This window comes from Sediminicola sp. 1XM1-17 (genome assembly GCF_037203765.1).
Classification (GTDB): domain Bacteria; phylum Bacteroidota; class Bacteroidia; order Flavobacteriales; family Flavobacteriaceae; genus Sediminicola.
The window spans coordinates 1-13,319 of record NZ_JBBCAS010000008.1 but is presented as its reverse complement, the minus strand read 5'-3'; the positions used below and the strand labels follow the sequence as shown (position 1 = coordinate 13,319).

The following is a 13,319-nucleotide window of genomic DNA, read 5'->3' as shown; positions in this document are numbered from 1 at the left end:
AGTTTTATGCAGCATTTTGTCAATGTAATTCTACCAATTCCACTAGAAAAACTCTTTACCTATAGGGTTACTGAAACGGAAGCCGGTTATTTGCGACCGGGTATGAGAGTGGCCGTGCCTTTTGGTAAAACTAAAATTTACACAGGTTTGGTCCACGAGGTCCATGCTGTGGCCCCAACCGTTTACGAAGCGAAAGATATACATCAGATATTGGATGAATATCCTATTGTCAATGCACTGCAATTACAGTTGTGGTCTTGGATCGCGGAATATTATATGTGTACGGTTGGGGAGGTCTTTAGGACTGCCGTACCCAGTGCTTTTTTATTGGAAAGTGAAACCTTGATTTCTAGAAATAACAAGGTCACAGTCCATGAAGGTGATCTTTTGGATGACGAATTTTTGGTATATGAGGCCTTGCAGCACCAACCCATATTAAGGGTACATGAAATTAGTGCCATTCTGGAACGCAAAAATATTCTTCCCGTTTTGGGCCGATTGCTGGAAAAGAATATCATCGATTTAAAGGAAGAAGTTTTTGAACAATATAAGCCCAAAATGGTTAGATATGTCCGTTTGGGTAAGGAATATCAATCTGAAGAAAGTCTGGAGGCATTGTTGAATGACCTAAGTAGGGCTCCCAAACAAAGTCAGGTGGTCCTGTCACTCTTTCAGCTACAGGCAGTCACCAAAAAACCTATTAAAGTGTCTGAGCTGGAAAAAACCAGCAATAGTTCATCCGGTGTAATAAAGGCATTGGTGGATAAGAATATCTTGGAAGAGTATTTTGTGCAGACCGATAGGGTGGTTTATGAGGGGGAGGAAGAAAATGCAGATCTCAAGGACTTGAATGAATTTCAGTCCCAAGCATTTTCTGATATCAAGCAAAGTTTTCAAGAAAATAAGGTTGCCCTACTACATGGGGTAACATCTTCAGGGAAGACCGAGGTCTATGTAAAATTAATTGAAGAGTGTATTTCATCAGGTCGGCAGGCCCTGTATTTGTTGCCTGAAATAGCGCTGACCACGCAACTGATAGCCAGATTGCAGAATTATTTTGGGGAAAAGGTGGCAGTGTATCACTCCAAGTATAGCGTACAGGAAAGGGTAGAGGTTTGGAACAACGTACTTCAGCAGCAATCCAAAGCGCAAATTGTGATTGGTGCCCGTTCAGCATTGTTTTTGCCTTTTTCCCAATTGGGACTTATTATCGTTGATGAAGAGCATGAGGCCTCATTTAAACAATATGATCCTGCTCCCAGGTACCATGCAAGGGATTCGGCCATTGTTCTGGGTCATTTCCACGGTAGCAATATATTGTTGGGATCGGCTACACCTAGCGTCGAAAGTTTTTACAATGTTTCCAAGGGAAAATATGGATATGCAAGTATAACAAGACGCTTTGGCAACGTGTTGATGCCAGATATAGAACTGGTGGATATTAAAGAACAGACCCGAAAAAAGAGAATGAAAGGCCATTTTTCTGAGCGTTTATTGGAAGAAATTACGGAAACACTCGAAGGGGGAGAACAGGTGATTTTATTCCAAAATCGGAGGGGGTATGCACCTATTGTGGAGTGTACAACCTGTGGACATGCGCCCGAATGTCCCAATTGTGATGTTAGCCTCACCTACCACCAGCATAGAAAGCAACTCAGATGCCACTATTGTGGTTACCATATGGCATTACAGCAAAGTTGTTTGGCCTGTGGGAGTACAACATTGGACACCAAAGGTTTTGGAACGGAACAGGTAGAGAAAGAACTTAAGGAGCTGTTCCCAAATTCCAAGGTCGGTAGGATGGATCTGGATACTACCAGGGGCAAACACGGTTATGAAAAGATCATTACAGCCTTTGAGGAGCAGGAATTGGATATCTTGGTGGGAACGCAGATGTTGACGAAAGGCTTGGATTTTAGGAATGTGAACTTGGTGGGCATCATGAATGCCGATAGCCTTTTGAACTTTCCGGATTTTAGGGCCCACGAACGCAGCTATCAATTACTGACCCAAGTAGCGGGCAGGGCAGGGCGCACCAAAAAAAGGGGCAAGGTAATCGTACAGACCTATAATCCCTATCACCAAATTTTAAAACAAGTGTCTACGCATGATTACCAAGGTATGTTCCAAGAGCAATTATACGAAAGGGAGCAATACAAATATCCCCCGGTCAACAGATTGATCAAGTTGACCTTTAAGCATAAGGACTACAATAAACTCAATGAGGCTGCGGCTTGGTTTGCTAAATCCCTGCAAAACATTTTTAAAGAGAATATTTTAGGTCCAGAATTCCCGCCCGTGGCTAGGATACGAAATCAGTACCTAAAAAATGTGATGGTCAAGATATCCTCCGAACAATCATTGGCGAAAACTAAAGGCGCCATAAAGAAAATAGAAAAGTCTTTTGACGCCATTGGTCAATTCAAAGGTGTTCGGATCATATACAATGTAGATTATATATGATTAAATCTTTTCCAGGGCCTTCTCCAAATTCTCCCTCTTATGTCTGCTCAAGGGCAAAAGTTTTCCTTCTACCTCCACATTTTTACCGCTGAATCTTTCAATCTTGTCCAGATTCACAATATAGGATTTATGGATTCTCAGGAATTTTTCCTTTGGCAATTCGTTCTCAAAGGCGGTAAGAGTGGATAATACGATGACATTGGCCTCATCCGAAACCAATTTGATGTAATCGCCCAGGGCCTCTATCCATTTAACCTTGTTGAGAATTACTTTTCTTTTTTTTAGATTGCTCTTTACAAAAATATGTTCTTCTTCATTGTGAATTCCATGTATTTGCTCATATCTATCAACAGCCCTTCTAATGGCAATATCCAATCGGCTGGGGGAGATAGGTTTTTGTAGGTAATCTGTGATGTTGTACTCAAATGCCTTTACAGCATAGTCCGGTTTTCCTGAAATGAGAATGATTTGGGGACTTTTGATCAAGGATTCCATAAAGTCAAATCCATTGATAACGGGCATTTCCACATCAAGGAAAATAAGATCCACATCTTCTTTTTTTATGCCTTGCTTAGCTTCTATGGCATTGCTGTATTCTCCTATTAGAGTTAGGTTTTTGTGGGCAGTTATTAATTTGCTTACTGCCAAACGCTGTGTTAGCGAATCATCTACAATGATACATTTTAACTTCATTATTGGTTGATTAAGGGGTGAAATCTGGGCCAAAATTATCGTCAAAAAAAAAATTGCATTAAAAGAAATGAATAATCTTTTAATGCAATTGAATAAAATATCGGTAGATGATTGTTCTACATGAGTTAAAAACTGGAGCTAAACATTGCTCAATGCTTCTGCCAATTCTGCCTTTTTGTTTCTACTTAGAGGTATTTGTCTACCCCCCACTTCAACATTTTTACTGTTGAATTTCTCAACTTTCTCTAAATTGACAATATAGGACTTATGAATTCTCAAGAATTTATCTTGCGGAAGTTCGTTTTCAAAGGATTTCATGGTAGATAGGATCACTATATTGGCTTCATCGGTAACCAATTTGATATAATCGCCAAGTGCTTCGATCCATTTGATATCATTAAGGATGACCTTTCTCTTTTTTAGGTTGCTTTTTACAAAGATGTGTTCCTCATCTTCGTTGACCCTGTTCATTTGTTCGTACTTGGCCACAGCTCTTTTCACGGAAGCGTCAAAACGCGACATGGTAATAGGTTTGTGCAAGTAATCCGTTACATCATAATCAAATGCCTTTAGGGCATAATCAGGCTTCCCGGTAATCAGAATAACCTGTGGTCTGTTTTCTAGGGATTCAAGAAGGTCAAATCCGTTGATTATCGGCATTTCCACATCTAGGAAAATTAAATCTACTTCATTGTTCTTAATTCCGTTCTTGGCTTCTATAGCATTGCTGTATTCCGCTATTAAGGCTAGGTTGGGATGGTTGTTGACCAATTTGGCCACTGCCATTCGCTGCATGGACGAATCGTCTACGATTATACTTCTTAATTTCATAAATGGTTGATTTGTGGGGTTAAATCATCGGCAAAGTACCGAAAAAACACGGTCAACTACAACAAAAGATGTGAACACAGTGTATGTTGTTGTGTAATCGGTATAATGCATGGTTTAGGTTTCAGTTAAGTTTAATTGTTAATAACTTGGTTAATCTATAACGAAGATTTTTCTATTTTCTTGTGGATAGAAATAATTATTATTACTTTTGCGCACTTAAAAAAATCTAATTATATGAATCATTACGAAACTGTTTTCATTTTAAATCCCGTTCTATCTGATACGCAGATAGAGGAAACAGTTAAGAAATTCGAGGATTTCTTAATTAACAAAGGTGCCAAAATGGTATCTAAAGAAAATTGGGGGCTTAAGAAATTGGCTTATCCAATACAACACAAGAAGAGTGGTTTTTACCATTTGTTCGAATTCACTGTGCCAGGTGAGGCCATTTCCAGCTATGAGTTGGAATTCAGAAGAGACGAGCGTGTTATGCGTTTTTTAACTGTTAAGTTAGATAAGCATGCTATCTCTTGGGCAGAAAGAAGAAGAACAAAGTTAAAAACAAAAGCATAAGGTTATGTCATCTATAGAACAACAAGCAAAAGGTAAGAAAGATGGGGAAATCAGGTATTTGACCCCATTGAACATAGAAACCAACAAGCAAAAGAAATATTGCCGTTTCAAAAAATCTGGTATCAAGTATGTGGATTACAAAGATCCAGATTTCTTGATCAAATTGGTAAACGAGCAAGGTAAACTTCTTCCAAGAAGACTTACAGGAACTTCTTTAAAGTACCAAAGGAAAGTGGCTACTGCAGTTAAAAGAGCACGTCATTTAGCGTTAATGCCTTATGTAGGTGATTTATTAAAATAAAAAGAAGCTGATCATGGAACTTATATTAAAGGAAGACGTACAGAACTTAGGTTTTAAAGACGATTTAGTAAATGTGAAGAATGGTTTCGGAAGGAACTACCTTATTCCTCAAGGGTTGGCTGCAATGGCTACACCATCTGCCAAAAAAGTATTGGCTGAAAACTTGAAGCAAAAGGCTCACAAAGAGAAGAAAGTGATTGACGAGGCAAATAAAATGGCCGAGGCAATCAAACAGTTGGAAATAAAAATTGCAGCTAAGGCTGGTGCAGGTGACAAACTATTTGGATCTATCACCAATATGGACTTGGCTGAATCTTTGGAAAAGGCTGGTCAATCTATTGACAAAAAATACATCAGCATCAATGGAGGTTCAATCAAAAGAACTGGACCTTACAATGCACAGATACGTTTGCACAGGGAAGTAATTATCGATTTCCCGTTCGAGGTTGTTGCTGAGGCAAATAGTTAACAATTTTCGTTCATAATTAATATCTAAGGCTACCTTGCGGTAGCCTTTTTTTTGTGCTATTTTTGCCGCGACTAAATTTACTAATTCAACTACATTCAAATGAAAACAAAATTTCTATTGGCAATATCCTTTCTGTTCTTTTGTGCAGGAGTTATGGCCCAGGTAACTACCTCCAATATTAGAGGTACGGTAATGGACGATGAGAATTTGCCATTATTAGGAGCCAACATTGTTGCAGTGCATACCCCAACTGGAACAAAGTATGGCGCAATCACCAATGAGGAAGGTAGGTTTAACCTATTGAACCTAAGAGTGGGTGGACCTTACATGGTTACCGTATCTTACATCGGATTTAAGACAGAATCAAGCTCTGATCTTTACCTCACCTTGGGATCTACACTGAACTTGGATCTAAAACTTGAGTCGGACAGTCAGGCACTGGAAGAGGTGGTTGTGGTATCCGATAGGGGCACAGGTACTTTTGGAAGTGACCGTACAGGAGCAGAAACTAGTGTAGGTAAAAGGGAATTGACAAAACTTCCTACCATTTCGCGTTCAGCACAAGATTTTACAAGGTTGGAACCAACCGCAAGTGGAAACTCCTTTGGAGGACGTAATGACCAATTCAACAACTTTTCTTTGGACGGGGCAATTTTCAACAACCCCTTTGGATTGGATTCGCCAACTCCAGGTGGACAAACAGGGGCTCAGCCCATTTCTTTGGATGCCATAGACCAGATCCAAATTTCAACAGCCCCTTATGATGTTACCCAATCAGGTTTTACAGGTGCTTCTGTAAATGCAGTAACAAAAAGTGGAACCAACGAAGTTCATGGTACCGTTTACGGGTTTTTTAGAAATGAGGATCTTACCGGAGGGAAAATCAAAGGAGAAGATGTTGTAAAACCAAAATTGAGCCAAAACCAATACGGTTTTAGTATTGGTGGCCCCATAGTTGAAAATAAGTTGTTCTTTTTTGCCAACTTTGAAAAGGATGAAAGAGATGATTTGGGATCCAATGGATGGGTGCCAAACACCGGATCTGGTGCCATTAACGAATCAAGAGTATTGGAATCCGATTTAATTGCTGTTCAGTCTGCATTGGCAGCTGTCGGATACGATACAGGTAGGTATGAAGGATTCACTTATGGTTCCAACTCTACCAAAGGAATCCTTAAATTGGATTGGAACATTAATGACAAGAACAGATTGGCGTTCATCTACAACTTCTTGGATGCTTCAAGTGAAAAACCAGCGCATCCAACCGCAATACAAAAAAGAGGTCCAAATTTTACCACTTTACAGTTCGAAAACAGTGGTTATGAAATCAATAACAAGTTGAATTCCGTACAATTGGAACTTAACTCTACCTTGTCTGACGAAGTGACCAACAAATTACAGTTTGGTTATACCCATTTCGATGACTTTAGAAACCCATTGTCTACTCCAGCGCCATCAATTAACATTACCAAAGGTGGTACCAACTATATTATTGCTGGGCATGAACCATTTTCAGTTAACAACAGATTGGACCAAAAAGTCTATCAGTTGACCAATAACATGAACATTTTTAAAGGTAACCATACGTATACCGTAGGTTTCTCTTTTGAGAAATTCGAATTTGACAACTCTTTTAACCTTACGGCATATGGTTTTGACCTGTTCGGAGGTGTAGATATTGCTGATTTTGATGCTACCAGCTATGACTTCGATGGCCCCCGTGCTACTTTCGAGGCCAATAATCAAGTGCCAGACGGACAAGGATGGAATTTGGCCGAAACCAATGTTGGTCAATTGGCATTCTATGCACAGGATGAATGGAACATAACAGAGGACTTTAAACTTACCTATGGTGTTCGTTTTGATAAGCCATTATTCTTTGATTCAGCGGAAAAGGCACAAGATGTTATCGATAGAGGTTTTGTGATTGCCGATCAGCCATACCAAAACCCAAACACTGGTGAAACTGTATTTATTGATAATACGCAAATGCCCAACAATGACTGGTTGATTTCACCAAGGGTAGGATTCAACTATGATGTTAATGGAGATAGGTCCTTGCAATTAAGGGGAGGTTCCGGTTTGTTTACAGGTCGTTTCCCATTCGTTTGGTTAGGGAACCAAATTGGATCCCCTGATGTGTTTTTCTTGCAGGCTGTTGATCCTGATTACAAATTCCCACAAGTTTGGAGAACCAATATTGGGGTCGATAAAAGATTGGAGAACGGTTTGATTCTTACCGGAGACGTTTCCTACACCAAAGATATCAATGGTGCCCACGTGCAACACTGGGGATTGACAGATCCATCAGGTTCTTTAAGCGGTGTTGACAATAGACCAACATATACCGCAGATGATCAATTGAATGGTTTTGGACTTGGTGCTGGGCCTTTCGTGTTTACAAATTCCGATAAGGGAAGAATTTGGAACGCATCTGTAAAAGCACAAAAAACATTCAACAATGGTTTGTACGCTATGGCTGCCTATAGCTATTTGAATGCGAAGGATGTCAACTCCATTGAGGCTGAGATTACCAGTGATGCTTTTGCGGGTAACCCAATTGTGAACAATGTGAACACGGATGTGCTTTCATTTTCCAAATACGGAGATACCCACAGATTTATCGGGGTTGCCAGTAAGAACTGGACGTATGGTAATGGTAAATGGGCCACTACCTTATCAACTTTCTTTGAGTACGCACAAGGTGGCCGTTACAACTATGTATACGGTGGTGACATAAATGGAGACGGGTCCAATATAAATGACCTTATATATATTCCAACCTCAAGCGAGATCGGACAAATGAACTTTAGTGGGGCAGGAGATGCTGCAGCACTTGAGGCCTTTATCCAACAAGATGATTATTTAAGGGATAACAGGGGAGATTATATGGAGCGTTACGCTGCCTTGGCGCCTTGGAGAGGAAAATGGGATGTGAAATTCTTGCAGGATTATAATTTTAAAGTTTCTGGGGATAAAACAAACACTGTTCAGTTCAGTATTGATATCCTGAATGTAGGAAACATGATCAACTCTGATTGGGGAGTTGTTCAACAACCAAATAGTATTAGTCCAATTGGAGTATCGGTAGATCCTGATACTAATGTGCCGACTTATAGTTTTGATGAAACTCTTAGCGATACGTACGGCTTTGATACCAGTTTACTTTCCAGATGGCAAGCTCAATTTGGTTTAAGATATATTTTTTAAATCATTTTGTTATTTAAACTTTAAAAGGCTGTGCAGTTTGCACAGCCTTTTTATTTTTGCAGCTAGAAATATATAGCTCAGGTGAAGACCTGGGTATAATCCCAAAAGAGGGGGTAAATTCAAAGACTAAAATGAAATATACAAGACTTACCAAACAACAGTTGGAAGAATTGCACAAGGAGTTCATAAACTTTTTGGCCACCCAATCCATTACGGCAGAGGAATGGGAAGATATTAAAACCAATAAGCCTGAAGTGGCTGAAGATGAAGTTGATGTTTTTAGCGACTTGGTTTGGGAAGGTGTATTGACCAAAGTGGAATATTTGGAAAATATTTCTGCCCAGAACATGCACTTATTTCAGTTGACCGAAAAGGAAATGAAACTGATTTCTGTTAAAGTAATGAACCCCAATATAGATTTAACCACAACGGAGGGTTTTGATTGGTTCAAGAAAAATTGGCAATCAGATTTTGTGGAGTATCTTACCGCTTCAAAGGCATATACAGATGATAAAAATTTGGATAAGTTTTCTTTGATAAAACAAGGGGCGGTTATTACCCGCGGGGATTTGTACAATTGGTTCGATAAATTGATCGAATAAATACCATTTGGATGCTACCGCAATAATAATAAATACCATAGTAAAGTTAAGTTACTCTAATAAAAGCAATGGCACAGAAACCAACATTACCAAAAGGAACTAGGGATTTTACACCCTCAGAAGTTGTAAAACGTAATTATATTTTTGAGATCGTAAAGAAACACTTCGCAGCTTTTGGTTTTCAACCTATAGAAACCCCATCATTTGAGAATTCGGAGACCCTAATGGGGAAGTATGGGGATGAAGGAGATAGGTTGATCTTTAAAATTTTGAATTCAGGAGATTACCTAAATAAGGTAGATGACACTACCTATGGTAAAAGGGATTCCAATCTGCTGACCTCCCATATTTCGGAAAAAGCGTTGCGTTATGATCTGACCGTGCCCTTCGCCCGCTATGTGGTAATGCACCAAAATGAGCTCGACTTTCCTTTTAAAAGATATCAGATCCAACCTGTTTGGAGGGCCGATAGACCCCAGAAAGGCAGGTTCAGGGAGTTTTTTCAGTGCGACGCTGATGTGGTTGGGGCTAATTCATTGCTACAAGAGGTTGAGTTGGTTCAACTCTATGATGCAGTCTTTACTGATCTTGGATTGACCGGTGTTACCATCAAATTGAACAATAGAAAGGTTTTGGCGGGTATCGCAGAAGTTATAGGGGCCAAAGACCATCTGATCGATTTTACGGTAGCCTTGGATAAATTGGATAAAATTGGGGAGGAAGGTGTCAAGAAAGAAATGATCGAAAAAGGTATTTCACAAGAAGCCATTGTGAAAGCTGCCCCTTTGTTTACAATGTCAGGTTCCAATACAGATCAACTTTTTGCCTTAAAAGAGCTATTGAAAGAGTCTGAAGAAGGATCCAAGGGTGTAGAAGAACTTTCGTTTATTGTGGAAACTTTAGATGAACTGGGATTACAATCGGCTGCATTGAAATTGGACGTCACCTTGGCAAGGGGTCTTAATTATTATACGGGGGCTATTTTTGAAGTAGCTGCCCCCGAAAAGGTCAAACTGGGTTCCATTGGTGGAGGGGGAAGATATGATGATCTTACTGGGATATTTGGACTTAAGGATGTCAGTGGGGTAGGTATCTCCTTTGGATTGGATAGAATTTATTTGGTATTGGAGGAATTAAACCTCTTTCCTAAGGCCATAGACCAGTCCTTGGATGTGCTATGCGTGAATTTTGGGGAGAAGGAAGCTTTGGCCTCCTTGAAGTTGGTAGGGAAATTACGTAAAATGGGTGTAAAAGCTGATTTTTACCCTACAACAGCCAAAATGCAAAAACAAATGAAATATGCAAATAATAGAAATGTACCCTATGTTGTTTTGATTGGGGAGCAGGAATTGGCAAACAATTCGTTCGTTGTAAAAGATATGGCAAAAGGGGAACAGTACACCTTTGGTTTGGATGCCCCGGAAGAATTCGTGGAAAACTTATAATTGTTTTTCTATGGCATCAATAATGGTCTGGAAATACAGCGGATCATGGGGAACATACTTTTTTGAACTGTTGTTTTGACGTAGTTCATCTATAAATACAGGAAGCGGGATAAGGGCCAAAGCCTTTACTTCGCTTTCTTGTTTTTTAAGGTTATCCAAGGATGTGTTCAGTTCAGATATATAGGTATGGTGGAATTCACAATCGATAAAATCAGCCCTTAATTCTTTGACGGATTTAAAAACGCCAACTTTTCGTATTTCCTTTTTGGTGACCACCAGTCCTATTTCCTCTGAGACTTCCCGAATGGCAGATTCCACAAGGTCTTCCCCTGCACCAATATGACCCGCCACAGATACATCCCATAATAAAGGATGGGTTTCCTTGGAAGCCGCCCGCTGTTGGATTAATACCTCTCCTTTTTTGGTATAAAACCAAATATGGACGGTAGGATGGAAAAGTCCTTTTTTATGGGCTTCTGATTTCATGAGGCTCTTACCAGTGTAATTGCCATTGTCATCCAATATATCAATAAGCTCATCCATGAGTGGGGACATTAAAAAACCCTCCTGTTGGGGAGGGTTGGTATGGTTTATTCAAAATAACTAAAATTTTCACCTTCTTTTATGGTAAGAAGTGTTTCATATATCAAACGGATCACGTTTTCCACATCGTCTTTATGAACAGTTTCTACGGTAGTATGCATATATCTTAGCGGTAGTGATATCAATGCCGAGGCAACCCCACCGTTACTGTATGCAAATGCATCAGTATCTGTTCCGGTATATCTGGATGATGCCATGCGCTGAAATGGAATTTTTTGTGCTTCAGCAGTTTCCAATATACGTTCGCGCAATTTGTTTTGTACCGCAGGGGCATAGGAGATAACCGGTCCGGCACCTATCTCGGTATGGCCTTGTTTTTTCTTTTCTATCATGGGCGTTGTGGTGTCATGGCAGACGTCTGTAACGATGGCGATATTGGGTTTAATGGTCTGGGTGATCATTTCGGCACCTCGCAAACCTATCTCTTCCTGTACAGAGTTGGTCACGTACAATCCAAACGGTAATTTAATATTGTTCTCATGTAGTAGTCGGGCCACTTCAGCGATCATAAAACCACCGGCACGGTTATCAATGGCTCTGCATACAAACTTATTGCCATTTAGGATTTGGAAAGTATCTGGATAAGTGATCACACAGCCTACGTGTACTCCCATTTTTTCAACTTCCTTTTTATCCTTTGCCCCAATGTCCACAAATATATTGTCCAGTTTTGGGGCTTCCTCCTTTGAGCTCTCCCTGGTGTGTATGGCCGGCCAACCAAAGATACCCTTTACAATACCTTTTTTGGTGTGGATGTTCACCCATTTCGATGGGGCGATCTGATGGTCACTGCCTCCATTTCGAATCACATAGATAAGGCCTTCATCAGTAATGTAGTTTACATACCACGATATTTCATCGGAATGTCCCTCAATGACTACTTTAAATTTCGCATCCGGATTGATTACCCCAACGGCTGTACCATATGTGTCGGTTATAAAGGTATCCACATAGGGCTTTAGATAATCCATCCATATTTTTTGTCCTTCCCATTCGTATCCGGTAGGGGAAGGGTTATTTAGGTATTTCTCAAAAAAATCAATCGACTTTTTGGTAAGTATCTTTTTTGAACTCATGTAATTTGTTTTGTACAAACTTAACGATATTCACTTTTATTTAATAATAACATTGTGGGATAATGATTAATTTTAGCACGATTTTTGAGTTTAGTGTTTGCATGAAAAAGGAATTGTTGGTTTTGATTATAGGGTTGATGGGTTTCTTTGCTTTGGGTCAGAGTGAAGAAGAGGTAGATTCCCTAAATACTCAATACGTAAAGATGTATGGCGATTCTATCTTCGTGACCTCCATTCCACTTAGGGAGGTGGTTGTTTTTGGAAAGTTGAATTTCTCATCCTATAAGGATAAGCTTCGTTATTACATATTAAAGAGAAAGACCTTAAAGGTATACCCATATGCTAAGTTGGCTTCGGAGCGACTAGTGAGTTTGACGGATAGTCTTGAAATGATCAAATCCAACTCAAAAAGAAGGAAATACACCAAGAAGGTACAAAAGTATATAGAGGATGAGTTTTCCGAGGAATTAAAAAAGCTGACCCGTACGGAGGGGCAGATCTTGGTAAAGTTGATACACAGACAAACAGGAATTACCGCCTTTGACCTGGTAAAGGAACTCCGTAGTGGATGGCGGGCCTTCTGGTACAATACCACAGCGAAGTTTTTCAACATAAGTATCAAGGAGGAATTCCATCCCGAAAGTGAGATGGAGGACTATTTGATAGAAGATATCTTACAAAGGGCTTTTGCGGAAAGAAAGTTGGAAAGACAGGAGTCTGTGCTGGATTATGATTATGCATCCCTTTCCAATAAATGGAAGAAGTCGGGCAATTGAAAAAAATAGTTGTGTAATTCAATTAAATCCATTAAATTTAATACCCTTTTTAAAAATAATTGTTCCTGCAATAATCTAAGAATAAGCGATTTAAAAACAACTTTAAAATTCCTTGAAAAAAAGGCGTAAAAAAGTGTTGTGGTATTGCGGAAAGGTTGTAGGTTTGCAGCCCGAAACAACGAGGGTTGTGCAGGGAAAGACGGTCGAGAGGCCGTGTTCATTGAAGGTTCTGGAGCGGCGAAAAAAAATAAAAAAAACTTTTTCATTTTTTATTTGC

Annotated in this window: 12 protein-coding genes; 8 read left to right on the top strand and 4 right to left on the bottom strand. The window is 39.7% G+C overall.

Annotation, left to right across the window (positions count from 1 at the left end):
* Nucleotides 1-6 precede the first annotated feature (6 nt).
* Nucleotides 7-2,463, top strand: coding sequence for a replication restart helicase PriA (gene priA / locus WAA86_RS12510; protein WP_337301353.1), 2,457 nt, complete (start codon nt 7-9; stop codon nt 2,461-2,463).
* Here priA and WAA86_RS12505 read toward each other — a convergent pair whose 3' ends face one another.
* Both WAA86_RS12505 and WAA86_RS12500 read right to left on the bottom strand, forming a co-directional pair.
* A complete protein-coding gene (locus WAA86_RS12505) occupies nt 2,464-3,156 on the bottom strand; it encodes a LytR/AlgR family response regulator transcription factor (protein WP_337301352.1) in 693 nt (230 codons plus the stop codon).
* 138 nt (nt 3,157-3,294) lie between these two features.
* Entirely contained in the window at nt 3,295-3,987 is a 693-nt protein-coding gene (locus tag WAA86_RS12500) for a LytR/AlgR family response regulator transcription factor (protein ID WP_062054639.1), read from the bottom strand.
* A gap of 234 nt (nt 3,988-4,221) precedes the next feature.
* Between WAA86_RS12500 and rpsF the strand changes: the two genes are divergently transcribed.
* From rpsF to hisS, 6 genes are all read left to right on the top strand, one after another.
* Nucleotides 4,222-4,560: a 30S ribosomal protein S6 gene (gene rpsF, locus WAA86_RS12495; protein ID WP_337301351.1), complete on the top strand. Its 339-nt coding sequence runs from the start codon at nt 4,222-4,224 to the stop codon at nt 4,558-4,560.
* A gap of 4 nt (nt 4,561-4,564) precedes the next feature.
* Entirely contained in the window at nt 4,565-4,861 is a 297-nt protein-coding gene (gene rpsR, locus WAA86_RS12490) for a 30S ribosomal protein S18 (protein ID WP_062054635.1), read from the top strand.
* Between the two features lie 13 nt (nt 4,862-4,874).
* Nucleotides 4,875-5,330, top strand: a complete 456-nt coding sequence (gene rplI / locus WAA86_RS12485; protein WP_337301350.1) for a 50S ribosomal protein L9 — start codon at nt 4,875-4,877, stop codon at nt 5,328-5,330.
* A gap of 99 nt (nt 5,331-5,429) precedes the next feature.
* On the top strand, nt 5,430-8,540 hold the full coding sequence (locus WAA86_RS12480; protein WP_337301349.1) for a TonB-dependent receptor: 3,111 nt from the start codon (nt 5,430-5,432) through the stop codon (nt 8,538-8,540).
* 131 nt (nt 8,541-8,671) lie between these two features.
* A complete protein-coding gene (locus WAA86_RS12475; protein WP_337301348.1) occupies nt 8,672-9,142 on the top strand; it encodes a DUF6495 family protein in 471 nt (156 codons plus the stop codon).
* Between the two features lie 68 nt (nt 9,143-9,210).
* On the top strand, nt 9,211-10,587 hold the full coding sequence (gene hisS / locus WAA86_RS12470) for a histidine--tRNA ligase (protein WP_337301347.1): 1,377 nt from the start codon (nt 9,211-9,213) through the stop codon (nt 10,585-10,587).
* Here the strand turns inward: hisS and WAA86_RS12465 are convergent.
* A complete protein-coding gene (locus WAA86_RS12465; RefSeq protein WP_337301346.1) occupies nt 10,582-11,130 on the bottom strand; it encodes an NUDIX hydrolase in 549 nt (182 codons plus the stop codon). The two genes, hisS and WAA86_RS12465, sit on opposite strands and share 6 nt — an antisense overlap.
* 47 nt (nt 11,131-11,177) lie before the next feature.
* Nucleotides 11,178-12,266, bottom strand: a complete 1,089-nt coding sequence (locus WAA86_RS12460; RefSeq protein WP_337301345.1) for a M42 family metallopeptidase — start codon at nt 12,264-12,266, stop codon at nt 11,178-11,180.
* 101 nt (nt 12,267-12,367) lie between these two features.
* Here WAA86_RS12460 and WAA86_RS12455 point away from each other — a divergent pair, with 101 nt between their 5' ends.
* On the top strand, nt 12,368-13,042 hold the full coding sequence (locus WAA86_RS12455; RefSeq protein WP_337301344.1) for a DUF4294 domain-containing protein: 675 nt from the start codon (nt 12,368-12,370) through the stop codon (nt 13,040-13,042).
* Nucleotides 13,043-13,319 lie beyond the last annotated feature (277 nt).

Coding starts and splice junctions, on each gene's coding strand:
- hisS (WP_337301347.1), top strand. CDS start 9,211: ATGGCACAGAAACCAACATTACCAAAAGGAACTAGGGATTTTACACCC.
- WAA86_RS12505 (WP_337301352.1), bottom strand. CDS start 3,156: ATGAAGTTAAAATGTATCATTGTAGATGATTCGCTAACACAGCGTTTG.
- WAA86_RS12480 (WP_337301349.1), top strand. CDS start 5,430: ATGAAAACAAAATTTCTATTGGCAATATCCTTTCTGTTCTTTTGTGCA.
- WAA86_RS12465 (WP_337301346.1), bottom strand. CDS start 11,130: ATGGATGAGCTTATTGATATATTGGATGACAATGGCAATTACACTGGT.
- WAA86_RS12500 (WP_062054639.1), bottom strand. CDS start 3,987: ATGAAATTAAGAAGTATAATCGTAGACGATTCGTCCATGCAGCGAATG.
- rplI (WP_337301350.1), top strand. CDS start 4,875: ATGGAACTTATATTAAAGGAAGACGTACAGAACTTAGGTTTTAAAGAC.
- WAA86_RS12460 (WP_337301345.1), bottom strand. CDS start 12,266: ATGAGTTCAAAAAAGATACTTACCAAAAAGTCGATTGATTTTTTTGAG.
- WAA86_RS12455 (WP_337301344.1), top strand. CDS start 12,368: ATGAAAAAGGAATTGTTGGTTTTGATTATAGGGTTGATGGGTTTCTTT.
- rpsF (WP_337301351.1), top strand. CDS start 4,222: ATGAATCATTACGAAACTGTTTTCATTTTAAATCCCGTTCTATCTGAT.
- WAA86_RS12475 (WP_337301348.1), top strand. CDS start 8,672: ATGAAATATACAAGACTTACCAAACAACAGTTGGAAGAATTGCACAAG.
- priA (WP_337301353.1), top strand. CDS start 7: ATGCAGCATTTTGTCAATGTAATTCTACCAATTCCACTAGAAAAACTC.
- rpsR (WP_062054635.1), top strand. CDS start 4,565: ATGTCATCTATAGAACAACAAGCAAAAGGTAAGAAAGATGGGGAAATC.